The sequence below is a fragment of the Arcicella gelida genome, from assembly GCF_034931025.1.
GTDB lineage: Bacteria > Bacteroidota > Bacteroidia > Cytophagales > Spirosomataceae > Arcicella > Arcicella gelida.
Window position 1 is genome coordinate 101182 of the sequence record NZ_JAYGIL010000013.1, and the last position, 19210, is coordinate 120391.

Below are 19210 nucleotides of genomic sequence, written 5' to 3' on the forward strand. Positions count from 1 at the left end.
GAAAGCCGACGACCGATATCCTCTTAAAAATGAAACCCAAAATTACCATAGAATACTGTCCAAAATGTAATTGGTTGATGCGTTCAGCTTGGATGGCACAGGAATTACTGACAACTTTTGTTGAAGAATTAGGAGAAGTAAGTTTACGCCCAAGCGAAGTATCTGGGCGTTTTCAAGTTTTCTTAGAAAATGAAGTAATTTTCGATAGAAAAAGAGAAGGACATTTTCCTGAAGCCAAGGAACTCAAACAAATTGTTCGAGACCTTGTTTGTCCAGAAAAAAGTTTGGGGCATTCTGATAAAAAAGCTATTTAAAAAAATACATTGCAATAGCAAATGATAAAACCGATGCTGCAAAACCAAACATAAAAACTGTGTAAGAGACCCTCAGATATTTATATTTTATGCCTAATACTTTACCAAGATAATAAATATCTCGAGTCATGCTGGCATACAAAAAATCTGAATCATTCATCATTTCACGCATTCCCCATTCATAATCTTTCAATTCCATTTGGTGAAAATTACCAAAGAAAAGTAAATTGGCACTTTTCCCTTCAATATCTTCCCTAGAAAATTTTCCAGAAGTAACATTAGGACGAACAGCCAAAATGGCAAAAATCGTTGCTACAAGGCAAACAATAGTTAATAAGGCGGTTGGCAAAATTAAATTGGGCCATTCTTCTAACTTTCTAGCCAAAACACTGAGTACCAAAGAAATAATAATTGAATTCACCGAAATCATAATATTTGCCTTGTTATCTGCCATGGCTGATAATTGAAAATGGTTTGAGGAAGTCGTTCTGAACATCGTCTCTATTCCACGTTCTGGCTTTTTTATTTTTTCTATTTCTTTTCTGACTTTCTTGTCAAACTTACTTTCGTGAGTCTCTGAAATAGTTGGAATGGGAATTTCAAAATTACTTTCTCCCTGAAATTCAGCCAATTTCAATATACCTTTTTTCAAATTTTCTTGTTTGGAAACTTCAAAATGTTCTCGGGCATATTCTGTAAAATAATGATGATTTTGAATTAATTCTACTGTCGATTCCCACCATTTTTTTTCGCCAATACTTTGTAAGATGGTGCAAAATTCTACTCTCAAAGCTTCCGAATAATTCATAAAATCAGGTGAAGCCAAATGTGATAAATCGGCATCACAAAGAATCATCTCTTTTTCATTCTTTGGATTTTGAGGCATTTTCGTTGCCTCAATGCAGCCCAAAACTTTGTTTATACGCTTTTCTGGAACTTCTAAGCCTTCCAAAAACGTTTTCGCCATAAGTTTACTTCTATCCTCATGTTTGATACATCCTTCTTGATAACCGATGTCATGTAACCAAGCAGCAATCAGAATCGTTTCCAACGCTTTATCTGAAAGGTCAGAAGCTTTACCAATTTCCTCCGAAACTTTTACCACATGTTGGGTATGTCCCAAATTATGATAAATCAATTCCGTAGGTAATTTCTTTAAAATTCCTTCAGCATATTCTTGTACCTTTATGAGCAATTCCGTTTGCATAATAACTTATAACATTAAATAAAAAGCGTAATGATCTCTTCCAAAACTTTAATTCTACTAACTTTCGTTCCATTGTCGTTCTTTTCTTGTGAAAGTAAAAACAAACACCAAGAAAAAGACATCAAACAAGAAGATGCTGAGGCATTTAAGCTTCAATATAATTTTGAAAATCCTATTGAAAAAATCACCTTACCGAGTAGTCTTCAAGAAATTTCTGGACTGTCATTTTATAAAAATAATCAATTGGCTTGCATTAATGACGAAGAAGGTAAAGTTTTTATTTTCGACTTTGTTAAAAAAGAAATTTTACAGACAATTCCCTTCGGCAAAAAAGGCGACTATGAAGGTGTAGAAGTAATTGGAAATGAAGTATTTATACTGAAAAGCAATGGCATAATTAAGAGCTTTAAAATTGGAGAAGCTTTTGAAAGAGAAATTGATTGTAGCGACCCAGACGTAATTGAATACGAAGGACTTGGATATGACCCCAAAACTGGAAATTTACTATTAGCTGCCAAGCAAAGAGTAAAAGATGTTGATAATAAAAAAATGATTTACGCTTACGATTTCAACAGAAAAGTATTGTTTAAATCTATTGCCATTCCAGAAGAAAAATTAGTAGGGAAAGATGGCAAAAAAATGTTCAGACCTTCAGGAATTGCTGTTCATCCAATTACTCAGCAAGTTTTTATTATTGCTTCACAAGGAAAGAAACTCTTGATTTTATCAAAAGACGGAGCTAAAGAAGCTTTAGTAGATTTGAGTCCATCACTTTACAAACAACCAGAAGGCATTTGTTTTACTCCTGATGGAAATCTATTTATTTCATCAGAAGGCGATGGTGGCGATGGCTATATTTTGAAATTTGATTATAAAAAATAGTAACAGTGAAACAGTTGAGACATTAAATCAAATGTTGGACAACTCATAATTTATAATTCACAATTCATAACTATTAACAAGTCCATTACTAAACCTCAATCTTTATCAACCAAAAAATATATGAAGACAGCTCTCAAACAGCACATCGTTACAGGCTTTAGTATATTGCTTACCATCTTGGGGAATGCAACATTGGGCTATAGTCAAACCACTCCCAATTACTCTATCTTTTTAATTGGCGACGCTGGCGAACCACCCAAAGCTGACACCAACCAAGTACTAACGCCATTAAAAAGACAAATGCAAAAAGCAGGAAAAAATTCTTCTGTTGTTTTTTTGGGCGATAATGTTTACCCAAAAGGTTTAAGTAATCTTGATGAACCCAATCGAAAAAATGATTCTACTCGTTTAGCTGACCAATTATCAATTTTAAAAGATTATGAAGGAAAACCATTTATCATTCCGGGAAATCACGATTGGCAACAAGGCGGAAAAAAAGGTTGGGAATATATTCAAAATCAAGAAAAATTTGTTTCTGATTTTTTGAAAAGAGAAGATGTGTTTTTTCCTAAAGGTGGCTGTCCAACCCCACACGAAGTAGCACTAAATGACCAAGTAACCGCTGTTATTTTAGATACCCAATGGTGGCTTCATCCTTGGAAAAAACCAGAAGCAGAATCTGACTGTGAAGTAAAATCATTAGAGGAAATGCTTGTGAGTGTGAATGATATTTTAGACAGAAATCGTCATAAAAAAGTAATTGTGATGGGGCATCATCCCATGTATTCGCACGGGTCTCATGGTGGATATTTCACTCTAGCAGATCATCTTTTACCTTTTCACGAATTAAATGTAAACATTCCTTTGCCAGTTCTTGGCTCAATTTACCCTTTATACAGAACCTTAATTGGTGATATTCAAGACATTCCGCATCCAAAATACAAGCAAATGCGTGATGGATTGGTCGGAATTTTTAAGCAATATAAAAATGTTATTTATGCCAATGGTCACGAACATAATTTGCAATTGATTCAAAGAGATTCTATCAATTATATTACTTCTGGGGCTGGTTCAAAAAATACGCCTGTGAAAATGGGCAAAGATTCAAAATTTGCGAGTTCACAAGTTGGTTTTGCTCGTTTAGATTTCTTCGATAACAAAACAGTACTTACTTTTTTAAGTGGCGATGGAGAAAATGGCAAAGAACTTTACTGCACTGAAATATTACTGAATACCAATGCTATTGACCCAAAAGATTTACAAACTGCCAAAATACAAACAGAAGGAATTGTTCCTAATCCACTTTATAAAGCGGGAAAACTAAAAAGTTTTTTACTTGGAAAAAACTATCGTGATATTTGGACGACAGCCATCAAACCCAAAACGATTGATTTTGAACAAGAACAAGGCGGTTTGAAAGTAATTCAAAGAGGCGGAGGTTATCAAACACTTTCTTTACGTTATCAAAATCCAAAAGGCGAACAATTCGTTACTCGTTCAGTAGAAAAATATCCTGAAAGAGCCGTTCCAGATGCTATTAGAAGTAAGTTTACAACTGATATTGTCTCTGATCAAATTTCTGCTTCACATCCATTTGCTGCGTTGGTGGCTTCGCATTTAGCAGAAGCGGCTGGAGTTTTACACACGAATCCTTCCTTAGTAATTATTCCAGAAAGTAATGTTTTAGGAAATTACAAACGCCTTTTCACCAATCAATTAGCACTGTTTGAAGAAAGACCAGAAGGTAGTTTTGGTGGTTCTAAAAAAATTCAGAGTACACAAAAAGTTGTTGAAAAACTCGCAGAAGATAATCATAACAATATTGATGAAAAAGAAGTAATCAGAGCCAGATTATTGGATATGTTGATTGGCGACTGGGACCGCCACGAAGACCAATGGCGTTGGGCTGGTTTTGAAAATAAAAACGACAAAGGACTTACTTATAGACCAATTCCACGTGACCGAGATCAAGCTTTTTTTGTCAATCAAGGGCTTTTACCAACCATTATTTCCAGAAAATGGATTTTGCCTAAAATTCAAGGGTTCGATTATAAAATCCGTGATGTAGCTGGTTTGGCATTCAATGCCCGATACTTCGACCGCTCGTTTTTGACACAATCTTCAGAAAAAGATTGGCTTTCAATGGCAACTGAATTACAACTGAAAATCAGCGATTCTGTCATTGATTCAGCCGTGAGCCATTTTCCAAATTTCCCAGAACATTCTGCCATTATTGCTAAAAAACTAAAACAACGTCGTAATGATTTAACTACTTATTCTAAAGAACTTTATGAATTTTTAAGTAAAGAAGTTGATATTTTAGGAAGTGATAAAGACGAGTTTTTCTTTGTCAATAGACTAGAAAATGGCGAAACCAAAGTAAGTGTTTACGACCAAAAGAAAAATGGAGAAATAGGAAGAGTACTTTATGAAAGAACTTTTGAACCCAAAATCACCAAAGAAATTAGAATTTGGGGATTAGACGGCGAAGACAATTTTCAAATTTTGGGAAAAGCCAACAGAGGCATCAAAGTACGTTTGATAGGTGGAAAAGGGAAAGATATTTTTAGCGATTCTTCAGAAGTGGCTGGTTTCGGTAAAAAGACGCTTATTTATGATAAAAAAGACAACACAAGTTTATATTTAGGAAGTGAAGCCAAAGATTTAACAAGTAAGAAAAAGACCGTAAATGATTACAATCGTGAAGCTTTTAAATATGACAGAATAGCACCACTTGCGTCTTTTGCCTTCAATGTCGATGATGGAATTTTTATCGGAACAGGTTTACAGTGGACTCGCCAAGGCTTTAGAAAAGACCCATTCGCTTCACAACACAGTATTTCTGGGAATTATGCTTTCGGGACAAATTCATATAATATTTTCTACAAAGGCGAATTTATGGATGTAATCGGAAAAACAGATTTTGAGCTAAAAGCTAATATTCAGCAAGGCGGTTTGGTTGATAACTTTTTTGGTTTGAGTAATGAATCTGAATACAAACAAGAAAAAGGCATTGATTATTACAGAATTCAGTATGAAAACGAAGAGATTACTGCACTTTTCAAAAGCCGATTTAATAAATTGACTTTGTATTATGGAGCTGTCAAAAACGAATGGCATATCAAAGAAAATCCAAAACGGTTTATTCATGAATTCACGAAGTTAGTTCCAAATGGTGATGAAATTTACCAAGACAAGTTTTTTATTGGTTTAAAAACTGGATTTGTTCTTGATAATAGAGATAACATCATTTTCCCAACAAGAGGTATTTTATGGAATTTTGATGCTACTTTACAAAGAGGTGCAAACGACGTTACTGAAAATAAATATGCAAATTTAAAAACGGATTTATCGTTTTATTATACGTTCAAATTACCAGCGGTTGTTAGTTTAGCGACACGTTTCGGTGGCGGGATGAACCTTGCAGATTATGAATTATATCAAGCCAATTCTTTAGGAGGTTTAAGTAATATCAGAGGTTACAGACGTACTCGTTTTTCAGGAAAATCGTCTTTTTATAATAATACAGAAATTCGTTTGAAAGTTATCAACATCAAATCATACTTATTTCCAGCTTACGCAGGCGTACTTGCATTCAATGATGTTGGTAGAGTATGGAATCCAAACGAAAATTCAGAGAAATGGCATCATGGCTATGGGGCGGGTGTTTGGGTTGCTCCGTTCAACATGGTTGTGATTACGGGCATGTACGGAATAACCGAAGAAAGTAATTTATTTTCAGTAAAAGCGGGATTATTTTTCTAAAAACAAAAGGAGGGAAATTCAAATCCCTCCTTTTTACTTATGCTAATTTCCATAAAAACATTTCATTTTCCATTCCCTTCAATTTTACCGAACCTACTTGAACGGTATCAATCGGAATCGCTGAAATCTCATCCATTACTTCTTGGCTAATCAATAATTGAGATTGATATTTCTTGTTCAATTGCTCAATTCTTGCAGCCTGAATCACCACGTTTCCAGTAATATTATACTGTTGACGAGTATCCGTCCCAATATTTCCCACTACAGCATCGCCTGTATGAACCCCAATTCCTAAACCAGTATTAGGAATCGTACCCATTTCATTCATTTTACTGATTTTCTCAATGATACTCAAACCTGCCTTCACGGCATTCTCAGAAGGATTTTCCAAAGGAATGGGCGCCCCAAAAGTAACCATACAACCATCCCCTAAAAATTGGTTTACAATTCCGTTATACTCATTAACGGTATTCGCCACAACTTCAAAAAAAACATTCTGATAATTCATTACTTCTTCGGCAGTATGCTTATCGGCATAAACAGTAAAATCACGAATATCTAAAAACATAATACTTACTTTTTGATGCTTGGCTTTTAAAATACCGTTTTGTTCTAACATTACTTGTACTACTTCAGGCGAAACTTGCTGACCGAACATTTCTACGATATGCTCTTGCGTTTCCATTCTTTCTATCGAAAGTTGAATACTCTTACGAATTTGCATGGCTACATAACCCGCAGATAATCCTCCAAAAATCAATGAAAACGTTTTGAGTAAATACGAAAACATCTGTTTCGTGTAAATATCGTGTTCAGAAACAATCGTCCCCGATTCTATCAAATGATTACTCAGAAAAAAGTATTCAATTCCAGCCAAAAGTCCAGTCCATAACGACACTGCAAAGCTTAACCGTAAAGTAGAAAGAATGATAAAAATAAAATAGATATACACTAACGGAGAAAGGACTATCAGAATTGGGTGATTATACTCCTGACTTGCAAAATACATCACCAAAGTAAGCAAAGTAATTTCTAATGAAGCATTTCCAAATTTGGCAACCAAAGGCATTTTGCTCATTACTTTCAAAAGATACTTCATTGAAATCCAAACCGTAAGCTCGTAGAAGGTCATGAATGCCAAGTACAAAAAAATAATTTGAGGAACGTTTTCATGCCCATTCAAATAGTTCAATTGATATACTGTTTTGGCAAACAAAGCATAAGAAAGAAAACTAATTGAAAAAAAAATCAATAAAACGCCCGCCCTTTGTCGTTCTCTACGAATATTTTCTTGCTCGAATTGCTTATCAAAATAGGTTAATACGGGGCTCTCTGAAAATAAAAATCTCTTCATCTACTAAATTATAATAATCGTTTAATAGAAATATAACAAATTTGCAGTAAAATAACTCCATTAAAATAAAACTTTATAAAATCTTTTGCGTTTGCTTAGATGGAGAACTCCTTTCAAAAATAACTTAAACTGATTTACAAAAATGAAAAAATTACTTTTATTAGCCTTTTTTACTGTTACTGCTTTTATCAGCAATGCTCAACATGAGGCAATGGCTGAAACCAAATCAAAACCTTCTCCTCCAGCTTCTACTTCTGCGACAATCGGAGAAACTACTTTAACAATTAATTATAGTCAGCCTGCCGTAAAAGGACGTAATGTTTGGGATGGGAACTTAGCACCTTTGGGTAAAGTATGGCGTACAGGAGCAAATGATGCTACCACTTTTGAAGTAAGTAAAGATGTAACAGTACAAGGACAAACATTGAAAGCTGGGAAATATGCTTTATTTACAATTCCTGGAGAAAAAGAATGGACAATCATTTTCAATAAAGTTGCTAAACAATGGGGTGCTTTCAAATATAACGAAGCCGAAGATGCTTTAAGAGTAAAAGCAACGCCAAAAGCTAACGACATGATGGAACGTTTTACCATCAAAGCAGAAAACAACGGAGACGTAACGTTGATGTGGGATAAAGTTGCTGTTGCTTTCAAAGTGAAGTAATTATCTCTGTTAAAATTTACTCTGCTTGTTTGCCGTAGAACGCAAACAAGCTTTTTTTATGTAGAAACTTATCATTTTATTCACTCATAATAGTACTTTATTGAATTTGATGATAATTTCGTAAGCGATTTTTAATATTTTTGATTAGCTTTACAATGCTTATAGATGTAAATACTTACCTTTAAAAGCTAAGATTTAATTACAAAAAAAACGCTTAATTATTAATTGGTAATTGTTAATTGTTTCCTGTTACTTATCTTTACCACATTAATCAATCATTAACCTTAATATGAAGAAAGTCCTGATTGCCGAAGATAGCTCAGTTATCCAGAACCTTGCTAAGAAGATTTTAGAATTTCAAAATTTCGAAATTCACTCTGTTAAAAATGGGCAACAAGTGTTAGATGCTCTTGAAAAAGAAAATTTTGACATTATTTTGCTAGATATTAATATGCCTGTAATGGACGGCATGGAATGTGCTAAAGCTGTACGTAGTTTGAAAGATGAAGCGAAAGCAAAAATACCAATGATTGCTATTACTGGTAATGCTAGAAACTATTCAATGGAAGATTTCAAAGAAGCTGGTTTTGATGATATGCTTGCTAAACCTCTTAATTTTGACGCTTTAGTAGCACAAGTAAAATCACTTACTGAATAGTTATGAAAATGAATTATGAGTTATGAAGCTGTAATTTCTATTATTATATATTCATAACTCATAATTGATACTTCATCATTTTATGAGAATTACCTTCCTAGGCACTGGAACATCGCAAGGAGTACCTGTCATTGCTTGTGGTTGTGAAGTTTGCCAATCTCTCGACTTCCGTGATAAACGTCTTAGGGTTTCTATTCACCTAGAAATAGCCGACAAAAGTTTTGTTATTGATACTGGTCCAGACTTTAGGCAACAAATGCTTCGTGAACGCATTCACAAGCTTGATGCCGTAATTTTCACCCACGAACACAAAGACCATACAGCAGGATTAGATGACGTTAGAGCCTACAATTTCTCTCAAAAAAGAGACATGCCTATTTATGCTCGTCCGTCAGTTTTGGAGCAAATCCAACAAGAATTTGCTTATGCTTTTACAGCGATAAAATATCCTGGCACTCCACAAATTACACTCAACGAAATTCATAATACGCCATTTGAGGTAGAAGGAATTACCTTCACTCCTATTGAAGTACTGCATTTCAAGCTTCCAGTTTATGGATTCAGAATTGGCGATTTTACGTACATTACAGACGTGAACCACATTTCTGATGAAGCTATTGAAAAAGTAAAAGGTTCTAAAATTGTAGTAATTGGTGCTTTGCGAAAAGAAAAACACTTATCGCATTTTACTTTATCAGAGGCAGTTGAAGTACTTGATAAAATCCAACCAGAACAAGCTTTTATTACGCACATCAGCCACCAAATGGGTTTACACCGTGATGTTGATGAAGAGCTTCCTGCTTACATCAAATTAGCTTATGACGGGCTAAGTGTTACTTGTTAGCTTAAAGTAACAAAGTATCTACACGATGTGCATGCACCATTCTTTCACAAGGCGACCATGAAAAAATGGTGAATCTTCCATCTTGCGAAGCCACCATAGCAATAGCATCACGCTGGTCATATACAAATTGAGCGGCTGAAAGATGTCTTGTTCCTCCATTCTGTACAGGATGTACCACCTGAGGTTCATTTCCTAAAATTGGTTCAGTCACTAAAATAGCTTCAAGTGCTTTGCCAGAGGGTGAACGCCCTATCTTAGCACCAAAAGCCATTACTTCAAATTTATCGTTAATAATTGTAGCACCATCAACCGCAGTAAGCCCTGCAACCCCATTAATGGCTTGATTGAGTTTACTTTGAAAAGCATAATTTTGTAAATCAACTCCTTTCTGATTCAGCAATGAAAGTCCCGTAAAAACAGGTTGTAACGAGTAAGTAATTGGATAAATTATTGAAGAACGCCAATTATCGTGTTTTGAAGGTACAATCAGCAAAGCACCTCCTCTTTGGTGTGCTCGCATCGCAACAGCCAGTTGTACTAAAATGTTCAGAGAGTCATTCCAAGAAGAAGGCGAAGCAATCCCTATCATAGAACCAACTAAAGCAGGACAATCGGGTAATGCACTACTATTCTCATCAATAATTTTAATCTGATCGCCTTTTAAAACTGCAACGTTAATAAATTTCCCGAAACCATCCGTTCTTCTATGTTTTACGACTAACAAACCCGGTTCAACTACTTCTAAAACAAAACATAAACCTGGGATACTGGTAGTTGTTCCCCAAATATATAATTCATCGTTTTCAATCCAAACGCCAAGATGAATACCAGCATGTTCAACAGAAGGTGCTAGTTTGGTCAACACATTAGGATTAAACGACAAGCTATTTTCAAAAATAAGTGGTTGTTCAGCTAAGTTTGGGGGTAAAAAAGCAATAGAAATTTTAGGGAAACGACCTTCTTCACGACGAAGACTTGCCCAAAAAGTAGTATCAATAATTGATTCTATTACTTGGCTTGTAGGAATCGGTGCAAGTACTTTCCCATCGTGATTAACTGCTTTTTGATGATGAAATATAAAATGGCTTTCAACAGTTTCAGAAACTATTTGAGCTGCTTGGTAAGTAGTTGTGGTGGTAATCATAATTATTTTGGGCTCTCTGAAAATAGTTCTCTACACAAATTGACACTTATCTCTTCAACTATTAATTTTTGGCTTAGGTTCAATGCTTCAAAATAATGTGATGAAGTATTATTTTTATCAAAAAAAAGCAAAAATATCATCTAAGTAGATTCTATTATTTTTCACTAAAATTCGTCTGTTTTTCTAGTTTTTCACCAAAAAACGCCTATTTTTTGATGAATTTTCAAAAACAAGCTAAAATTTAGTTTTTATTTTTCCTTAAAAATTCGGAAATTAATAATGAACTTACTTTTTTCTACTTTATGAGCCTTACTCAACCAACCAATACAAACGAAAATGCAGTTGTTCTTGACGAATTAGATTTCGCTATTTTAGGTCAATTACAAGAAGACGGACGCCGTTCATTTACAGACATGGCAGAAAATTTAAAAACCTCTGCCAGTACCATCCGAAGCAGGGCAAGTAAACTCATTGAAGATAAAACCATCCAAATTGTTGGACGTGTAAATACTGCAAGAGTAGGCTTTCATGCTTATGTACATATTAAAATTTCTGTTCGTCCAGCCAATCTTATTGAGTCAGTAGCTGCTCAGCTTCAAGAATTCAGGGAAGTAAGTTTTTTAGCGGTCACTTCAGGAGATTTTGATATTCAGGTGGATGTGATGTGTAGAGACAATAATCACTTACTAGAAGTAATTAATCAACGTATTCCGAATATTGAAGGAGTGTATCAAACCAAAACGGATATGTACATCAAAATTTTGAAGTATTCACAACCAGATTTAGGCTTATTAAACCAACCTAAATAAAACCTTTGTGAAAATAAAATGCTTTTCAGTAATCTGAAAAGCATTTTATTGATTTTATCCTTTATAAAAAACCCATTTACTAATTTCTTTCCAAGAAGGCTTTTTACCGTACATTAAAATTCCTACTCGATATACTTTTCCGGCAAACCAAGTTGTTCCTAAAAAGCCAAAGACTAATAGTACAAAAGATAAGGCAATTTCCCAGTTGGGTACACCGAAAGGTAATCTCACCATCATGTCAATTGGTGAAGTCAGTGGAAAAATTGATGCCCAAAAAGCAATCGGACTATCAGGTTTTTGAATAATTACTTGTGCTAAAATAAACGATAAGATAATTGGAATCGTGACGGGGAACATGAATTGCTGTGCTTCCGAAGCATTTTCAACAGCTGAACCAATCGCTGCAAAAAGTGAACTGTACAGTAAATATCCACCGATATAAAATAAAAAGAAACAGATAATAATTTTTGCAAGCGATATGTTTTCAATTGTTTGAGAAATACTAGAAAGTGGATTTGTATCTTTTACAGAATCTTGGTACTTCTTGATTTCGTCTGAGCCTGCTCCAGATTTTTTTAAAGTTTCTACTTTTTCCTGAATCTTACCCGACATAATTGCTGTTGTGGCTGTTGAAGCACCAAAAGTAAGTATGCCCCACAATAAAAACTGAGTAAGACCAACCAAACCAACTCCTACAATTTTACCCATCATTAATTGAAAAGGACGAACCGAAGAAATCATTACTTCAATAATTCTATTACTTTTTTCTTCGATTACACCATTCATCACTTGTGAACCATACAAGAATGCTGAGATGTACAATATCATTCCAAAAATACCTGCCAAAATCATCGCACCAGTCGAGCTACTGCTTTGTTCGCCACCATCTTCATCCAAAGTATAGGTTTTTGCATTTACGTTAACCTTGTTTTCTTCCAGTACTTTTAAATCAATATTGGCTCTTTGTAATTTTATGTTGCGTAACTCATTCTGGATTTTCCCTTGAATGCTATATTGAATTGACAAACCAATACTCTTTTTACCAACCATTTTCACACCATTTGGATTGTCAAGAATATCTTTGGGAATATTCACAACAATGTCGGCATTACTTTTAAATAAGTTTTTCTTGGCTTGTTCAAAGGTGGTTTCAACAAATTTAAAAGTAATGTCTTCTTCAGATTGCAATTTCCCTTTGAATAATTTACTTTCATCGACAACCTCAATCGTTTTGGTATCGTTTGAATTCAAAAATAAATAAAGCGGAATAGCATAAACTGCGGCAATAAGAATTGGCACTAAAAGCGAAGCTATCCAGAAAGATTTTTTTCTTACTCTGGTTGTATATTCTCGCTGTATAATCAGTAAAATCTTATTCATCGTTTTGGGGATTTAAAAAGGGAGTAAAAATTGGTTTAGGATTATTTCAAAGAATATCGTTAGCTTCGCCACCAACCACTTTGATGAAAATTTCATTGAATGAAGGAATATTTTCATTGAAAGAAATTAACGTTACTTGTTCAAGCAAAACAGTAATCATTTGATTTACGGATACCCCTTCAACAAGTTTAATATGAGATTGGGTAATGCCATCATCCAGCGGTTTGCTATCTAATACTTCAAAAAACAAAGGATTTGCGTTAAGCGTACCAATAAATTCGATGGTATAAGAATTATCTCTGAAACGATTTTTTACTTCTTTTTTAGCTCCATGAAGTACCACTTTCGATTTATTAATCAATGCAATGTGGTCGCATAATTCTTCAACGGACTCCATTCTGTGTGTAGAAAAAATAATGGTTGTCCCTTTTTCTTTCAATTCTAGGATTTCATCTTTCAATAAATTGGCATTGATGGGGTCGAAACCAGAGAAAGGTTCATCAAGAATAATCAATTTAGGTTCATGAACGATGGTTGCGATAAATTGTGTTTTTTGTTGCATTCCTTTTGAAAGGTCTTCAACATTTTTATTCCACCAATCTTTTATATCGAATTTTATAAACCAATGTTTTAGTTTTTCAGTGGCTTCGGCTTTACTCATTCCTTTTAGTTGAGCAAGGTAAAGTAGCTGTTCGCCAACTTTCATTTTTTTGTACAACCCCCGTTCTTCAGGTAAATAACCGATTACCTCAATATGTTTGGGTTGTAATTTTTCACCAAGAAGAATGATTTCACCTTCGTCGGGGGCAGTAATTTGATTAATAATTCTAATCAAAGACGTTTTACCTGCTCCGTTTGGTCCTAACAAACCAAAAATTGAACCTGCTGGGACTTCAATACTTACTTCGTCTAAGGCAGTGTGTCCTGCATAGCGTTTTACCACATGGTGGGCTTCTAAAATATTCGACATCAACGGTGTGGGTTTAGTTTGTTTTTAGTTTTGGAATGAGTCGCTGGAAGTCTAACAGAATTACAACGACGGTACAAAACAAAAAGAGTTTATCAAAAACTAATATCATTTTTGATAAACTCTTCCATTTGTTTGATAGTCGGTAATATTAAGCTTCTACTTGTTCGCTAGCTTCAGTGCTTATTACTTCTTCTGAAGCTTCAACTACTTTTTTCTTTGACGATTTTGCTTTCTTTTCAACAACTGTTTCATCTTCAGTAACAATAGCAATTTTCGCAGCTAATTCTGCTTTCGCAGCTGCTTTTGCTTTTTCTTTTTCAACTTTCTCAGCCTTTTCTTTCGCTTTCTTTGCTTCTTTTTTAGCTTCTTTCTCTTTCTCCTCAGTTTCTTCTTTCTGAAGTTTAGCGTACTTCTTTACAATTTCTTTGGCTGTTTCATCAACCGCTTTCACTAATTTTTTAGCACTTTTTGCATTTAACCCGTGGAGTTTTCCTAAAATAAGGGCTGAGATTTCGTTGGTAAGAGTCTTATTGTTTGATTTCATGATCAATATTAATTTAATATTAAATTATTGTTATTTAATTGAAACGAAGGTATCAATAAGCTTGAAAGCAAAAAAATTTTTTGTGTTAAGTTTTCAAATAACTGATATTAATTATTTTTTGCTGTTAGATATTTACTTACAAAATCCCAGCAAATTACCCCCGTTGTTACTGAAATGTTCAAAGAATGCTTTGTGCCAAACTGTGGTACTTCTAAACAAAAATCTGCTTGCTCAACCACTTGCTGGCTTACACCAAAAACTTCGTTTCCAAATACAAAAGCATATTTTTTATCAAGTTCTGGTTCAAAACCCAATAAAGATACACTATTTTCAACTTGTTCTACAGCGGCTACGATATAACCTTCTGATTGTAATGTTTTAACTAAGGCTAAAACATCTTCAACGTGTTCCCAAGTTACGGTTTCATCAGCTCCTAAAGCTGTTTTTTGAATTTCTCGGTGTGGAGGCGTTGCCGTAATACCGCCCAAAAATACTTTATCTACTTTAAAAGCGTCTGCGGTTCTAAATACAGAACCTACATTATTCATACTTCTAATGTCATCCAAGATTAAAACATAAGGAAATTTTTCTACCTGTTGAAACTCCTCCGCTGAAAGGCGGTTAAGGTCATCCATTGACAGTTTGCGCATTTTAAATTATAATTTTATGATTATCGGATTACTCTCAATTCATCCGAAATGAGTGATTGCCATTTTTGTTGTCCTACAAAATTAATACTATGATTACTTTCTGCATCATATTCTTTTTGTAAACGATTCAATTCTCGATACATTTCGATAAATAAAAGCTGTAATTCGCTGTCGTAATCATCAATAGTCAACATTTTTGAAGCTTTCTTTTTGTATCGTTCTACTATCACTTTTGTAATGTCAAAATGTAATTGTTCATGAGCAAGATGTTCTTCTGAAAGTGCATGAGAAGTCCAAGATGCACTTTTTAGCATATAAGCTTTTAATTGTAAATCGATGATTAAAACCCCGTTTTTAAGATTTGCCAGTGCATTATATTCAAAATTGGTAAAAACTTGTGCCGCAAATTGAGTACTCAAAGGTTTACGACCTTCAAAATCTTTCCAAGAAAGTTTATACTTGTTTGACCAAAAAACGGTATCGCCACTTACAGGTTCCTCAATTCCATAATCAGGTTTAATATTCAATTGAACAGCTTTTATTAACAAAGGGTTTTTATCAAAATTGACAGTCATCCATTGGTCGAAATAAAGAAGTGACTTATCTAATAACCTTCCAATCAAATACTGATAACGGTCGGTTACATTAAAACTACGAGTAAAAGTAATTTGCGTTTGAAAAGGCGTTAGGGCAATCAAGGTAGAATCTCGCATGAAACTAAACTCCACTTTAATTTCGCTAGAACCATTCACAATTTTTGAGTTGACTATCTTTTCTGCAATTTTCAATTCTTTTATTGTAAGTACAATTGGGTAAGAAGCATTATTCTTCCTGGAAAATTTCGTCAGAAATTCATTACTTGTCTTTACTGTCCCATTTAATAATTTCAAATAAACATCTTCTTTTGCTTCATTATAGACAATTCCAATTCTACGTTTATCAGGTCGCTCGTCGATAATTTTCAACAAGTAAAAATTATTGTTATTTAATTTAACAGTCGTATTTCCTAAATAAATGACTTTCTCTTGTGCATAAGCAGTAGTTTGTAACATCAACAGAAAAAAAACACAATTTAACACAAGAATCAGCTTGATTTTTTTATACTTTTTCATATCTTAGTAATAAATTATCTAAATTACAAAATTGTTAACTATGTCAAATTCAACACAACATTCAGAAGAAAATGAACTTTCAACTGCTCAATTGATTGTTCTGTTTATTGTTTTTGCTACTTTACTTATTTGGCTTGGAGATACCTTCACAGCGACTGTAGGTATTATTGGCGAAGTAATCGTTTTTATTGTAGAATATAATAAAAAGCATAAACTAATTGACCCTTAATCATTTTTAACAAAAAGAGGTTGTTGAAAAACACAATGATTATAAATGTTTTAACACAACCTCTTCTGTAAAAAACTAAGCCTTGTCTAATAAATTCTTTGCATCTGCTGTTGAAATAATTATTTCAGAATCAATAACAAAGTTCTCTTTCTTTACTTTCCCCAAAAAGCTTGATTTAACATCTGTCTCAGCAATAATTGCTTCGAAAGCATTATGTTTTTCAGGAGCGATTGATACTAAAACACGGTTTTGTGTTTCCCCAAACAAAAAGGCATCCTTACGGAAAGCTGAATTTGTTTTAATACTAAAACCTAAACCACGTGGCATTGCCGACTCCGCCAATGCAACAAATAAACCACCCACAGATAAATGATGAGCAGATTGAATCGATTTGTTTAAAATCAATTTCGCTAGCACATCCTGAACTTCCTTTTCTTCTTCTAAATGAAAAGTTGATGAAGGTGACAATTTTATTCCTCTGTAAGAGTATAAGTATGCTGAAGCAGTAATGTCATTTTTAGAATTGCCTATCAAGTAAATCAAATCGCCATCATTTTTGAAATCAATCGTCATCATGCTGTCTTCACTTTCTATTTGATTTGAAGCTTGTTTATTGAAACATGTTCTTAAAAGATGTTTTACTACTAATACAAGTTCATCATCATTTACATCTTCTACAGTATCAATACTGAAATACTTGGCTTCATTCATTTCATCAACTGATGGGCTTACTAGCGTTTGACGAGACTCTTGTTGTTCCACTTTTAGTGTCTTTTAATGATTATAAAAATATCTTATTGTACCTCGGAAAGCCTAATGGTTTATTTTGTTAAAGGTAAATATATTTCAGACAACGAATAAACAAAAATCGCTTCCTTTTCAGAAAGCGATTGCAATATTTTTATTTGATTTTGTATTTTTTATTTCAAAATACCTAAAAGTTTTGCGAGTTGTACCAAAGCAGTGGTATCTCGTGCGTCTAGTTTACGAATCATATTTTTACGGTGATTGTCAACCGTATTCGAACTAATAAATAGCTTTTCAGCAATTTGTTTAGAATCGTAACCTTTCAAAAGCATTTTGAGTACATCAATTTCTCTATCCGAGAAAATATCCTGTTTCTTCATTTGCATTTCGCTTGAAGAAAACGTCGTTACAAAATCGCTATTTCTAAAACTTGTTCTTCCTAAATAATTATCCAACTTCTTTACTAAATGTTCAATATCTTGATTAATCAGAAAACATAAAGTTGGTAAGCCTTCTTCATCAAATTCTAATCCGATTAACTGTACCATCGAATGAAACGACTTTTTGCTTGGTCTCAAATATTGAAAACCATATCCATAAGCTACAAAATTCTCTCGAACCTCACGTGGAGCCTCTTTGATAGAATTATACATAAATTTCAACAATTCAGGAATTGCTGAAACATTCTTCATTTCAGGAACCATCATACTTAATACCATCGGAACCCCTTTCTCTAAAAAAGCATCTGGATGAATACCCAATGCCAATTCAGTATTCGCTACAAATTTGTAGGTAAGTGTTCGCATATCCAGAATTTGATATACTGCATTGGGCAAAGTTGAGCTAATACTAAAATAGCCTAGTTCTTGTAAATATTTTTCAACGGTTTTTTCTGAAGCACTTCCTGCTACAAGACTCACAGCATCTAAACATTTACGAAACAATTGTTCAATATAATTATTCGATAACGATTCCATAACATTTGTAGAATTTACAAGGTTTTAGTAAATACATTTGATATGAGTATTTTATACTAAAATAAATTAATAAATTGTGTAAAATAGACACTTTGGCTATTTAATGCAACTGCAAGATTGCATAACTTTGCACAAGAAATAGGTCTTAAAGTAATTTAATAAATAAAACCGTCATTAGTAAATGTCAGCTTCTTTTATTTACTATAAAGAATCGTTTCAAAAATGCTTAACCACAACTTTAACTTGATCCATTAGTAAAAATAATCTGACTGTGCAGTACTTCCGCCAGTGTATCTGTTGTCATTAAGTAGATTATTTTTCAAAAAGTCGAAGTTAACCCTTCGGCTTTTTTGTTTTAATAAGCTTCTAATTGAGCAACATTTTCGCTAAATCTTCCTGTGTATCAATATCATAAACTCCATCTGGAAAATCAATACTCATAATTTCATCTGCATGTTTTTTTAATAAAACTTTTGCACCAACATCGCCGTTTAATTTCATCAGCTCTGAAAAGTGTCTTTTGTGAAATAAAATAGGCACTCCTAATTGATTAGCATACTGGCAGGCAATTATCGAATATTTAGCTTCTGCAAAAGCTTGCATCATTTTTTGCAAAAGTAAGCAATTGACAAAAGGTTGGTCACACAATAGTATCAAAATAGCATCTGAAGTATCATAAAGTTGTTTTACGCCAAAGTTGATGGAACTTCCAATTCCTTCATTCCAGTCTGCATTGACCATTATTTTTAATTTTTGCTGATTCTCTTGAACTAGCTCCATCAACTTGGGTTGTATGATATTTTCATTTGCTCCTAGAACAACCAGTACATTATCAGTAACAGCTAATGCTAATTGAGTAATTTTACTTACAAGTATTTCTCCCTTATATTCAACAAGTTGTTTGGGACTTCCCAAGCGGCTAGAACTGCCCGCTGCAAGTATTAAAGATGAAATTTTCAT

Annotated in this window: 19 protein-coding genes; 8 read left to right on the plus strand and 11 right to left on the minus strand. The window is 33.8% G+C overall.

Annotated features, from left to right (window positions below; genetic code table 11):
- Positions 1-29 precede the first annotated feature (29 nt).
- A complete protein-coding gene (locus tag VB776_RS12345) occupies positions 30-314 on the plus strand; it encodes a SelT/SelW/SelH family protein (protein ID WP_323330042.1) in 285 nt (94 codons plus the stop codon).
- On the opposite strand, the gene VB776_RS12350 is transcribed toward VB776_RS12345, so the two are convergent.
- Positions 307-1521 carry a Pycsar system effector family protein gene (locus VB776_RS12350; RefSeq protein WP_323330044.1) on the minus strand — a complete coding sequence of 405 codons (1215 nt, stop codon included), beginning with the start codon at positions 1519-1521 and terminating at the stop codon, positions 307-309. The genes VB776_RS12345 and VB776_RS12350 overlap by 8 nt on opposite strands.
- A 30-nt stretch (positions 1522-1551) precedes the next feature.
- Between VB776_RS12350 and VB776_RS12355 the strand changes: the two genes are divergently transcribed.
- Together VB776_RS12355 and VB776_RS12360 are read left to right on the plus strand one after the other, a co-directional pair.
- Positions 1552-2403, plus strand: a complete 852-nt coding sequence (locus tag VB776_RS12355) for an SdiA-regulated domain-containing protein (RefSeq protein ID WP_323330046.1) — start codon at positions 1552-1554, stop codon at positions 2401-2403.
- Between the two features lie 120 nt (positions 2404-2523).
- Positions 2524-6168 (plus strand): metallophosphoesterase, encoded by a 3645-nt coding sequence (locus VB776_RS12360; protein ID WP_323330048.1) that lies wholly within the window; start codon positions 2524-2526, stop codon positions 6166-6168.
- Between the two features lie 37 nt (positions 6169-6205).
- On the opposite strand, the gene VB776_RS12365 is transcribed toward VB776_RS12360, so the two are convergent.
- A complete protein-coding gene (locus tag VB776_RS12365; protein WP_323330050.1) occupies positions 6206-7522 on the minus strand; it encodes an adenylate/guanylate cyclase domain-containing protein in 1317 nt (438 codons plus the stop codon).
- Between the two features lie 142 nt (positions 7523-7664).
- On the opposite strand from VB776_RS12365, the gene VB776_RS12370 reads away from it, so the two are divergent.
- From VB776_RS12370 to VB776_RS12380, 3 genes are all read left to right on the plus strand, one after another.
- Entirely contained in the window at positions 7665-8186 is a 522-nt protein-coding gene (locus VB776_RS12370; protein ID WP_323330053.1) for a DUF2911 domain-containing protein, read from the plus strand.
- A gap of 289 nt (positions 8187-8475) precedes the next feature.
- Positions 8476-8844, plus strand: a complete 369-nt coding sequence (locus VB776_RS12375) for a response regulator (protein ID WP_323330056.1) — start codon at positions 8476-8478, stop codon at positions 8842-8844.
- Between the two features lie 82 nt (positions 8845-8926).
- Positions 8927-9688: an MBL fold metallo-hydrolase gene (locus tag VB776_RS12380; protein WP_323330058.1), complete on the plus strand. Its 762-nt coding sequence runs from the start codon at positions 8927-8929 to the stop codon at positions 9686-9688.
- Between the two features lies 1 nt (position 9689).
- On the opposite strand, the gene VB776_RS12385 is transcribed toward VB776_RS12380, so the two are convergent.
- On the minus strand, positions 9690-10832 hold the full coding sequence (locus VB776_RS12385; RefSeq protein WP_323330060.1) for a putative sensor domain DACNV-containing protein: 1143 nt from the start codon (positions 10830-10832) through the stop codon (positions 9690-9692).
- A 302-nt stretch (positions 10833-11134) separates the two neighbouring features.
- Between VB776_RS12385 and VB776_RS12390 the strand changes: the two genes are divergently transcribed.
- Entirely contained in the window at positions 11135-11641 is a 507-nt protein-coding gene (locus tag VB776_RS12390; protein WP_323330062.1) for an Lrp/AsnC family transcriptional regulator, read from the plus strand.
- Positions 11642-11695: 54 nt separating this feature from the next.
- Here VB776_RS12390 and VB776_RS12395 read toward each other — a convergent pair whose 3' ends face one another.
- The 5 genes from VB776_RS12395 to VB776_RS12415 all read right to left on the minus strand — a co-directional run bounded on the left by VB776_RS12395 (position 11696) and on the right by VB776_RS12415 (position 16297).
- The gene (locus tag VB776_RS12395; RefSeq protein ID WP_323330064.1) at positions 11696-13021 is read right to left on the minus strand and encodes an ABC transporter permease; all 1326 of its coding nucleotides are present in this window, start codon (positions 13019-13021) and stop codon (positions 11696-11698) included.
- A gap of 46 nt (positions 13022-13067) precedes the next feature.
- Positions 13068-13991: an ABC transporter ATP-binding protein gene (locus tag VB776_RS12400; protein ID WP_323330066.1), complete on the minus strand. Its 924-nt coding sequence runs from the start codon at positions 13989-13991 to the stop codon at positions 13068-13070.
- Positions 13992-14139: 148 nt separating this feature from the next.
- Positions 14140-14535 (minus strand): hypothetical protein, encoded by a 396-nt coding sequence (locus VB776_RS12405; RefSeq protein ID WP_323330068.1) that lies wholly within the window; start codon positions 14533-14535, stop codon positions 14140-14142.
- A 107-nt stretch (positions 14536-14642) separates the two neighbouring features.
- On the minus strand, positions 14643-15185 hold the full coding sequence (locus tag VB776_RS12410) for an RNA methyltransferase (protein WP_323330070.1): 543 nt from the start codon (positions 15183-15185) through the stop codon (positions 14643-14645).
- Between the two features lie 20 nt (positions 15186-15205).
- A complete protein-coding gene (locus VB776_RS12415) occupies positions 15206-16297 on the minus strand; it encodes a hypothetical protein (RefSeq protein WP_323330072.1) in 1092 nt (363 codons plus the stop codon).
- A 40-nt stretch (positions 16298-16337) separates the two neighbouring features.
- Between VB776_RS12415 and VB776_RS12420 the strand changes: the two genes are divergently transcribed.
- Entirely contained in the window at positions 16338-16526 is a 189-nt protein-coding gene (locus VB776_RS12420; RefSeq protein ID WP_323260144.1) for a hypothetical protein, read from the plus strand.
- Positions 16527-16601: 75 nt separating this feature from the next.
- Here VB776_RS12420 and VB776_RS12425 read toward each other — a convergent pair whose 3' ends face one another.
- The 3 genes from VB776_RS12425 to VB776_RS12435 all read right to left on the minus strand — a co-directional run bounded on the left by VB776_RS12425 (position 16602) and on the right by VB776_RS12435 (position 19210).
- Positions 16602-17288, minus strand: a complete 687-nt coding sequence (locus tag VB776_RS12425) for an AIR synthase-related protein (RefSeq protein WP_323330074.1) — start codon at positions 17286-17288, stop codon at positions 16602-16604.
- A gap of 158 nt (positions 17289-17446) precedes the next feature.
- On the minus strand, positions 17447-18250 hold the full coding sequence (locus VB776_RS12430) for a response regulator transcription factor (RefSeq protein ID WP_323330076.1): 804 nt from the start codon (positions 18248-18250) through the stop codon (positions 17447-17449).
- Between the two features lie 366 nt (positions 18251-18616).
- A complete protein-coding gene (locus tag VB776_RS12435) occupies positions 18617-19210 on the minus strand; it encodes a nucleotidyltransferase family protein (RefSeq protein ID WP_323330078.1) in 594 nt (197 codons plus the stop codon).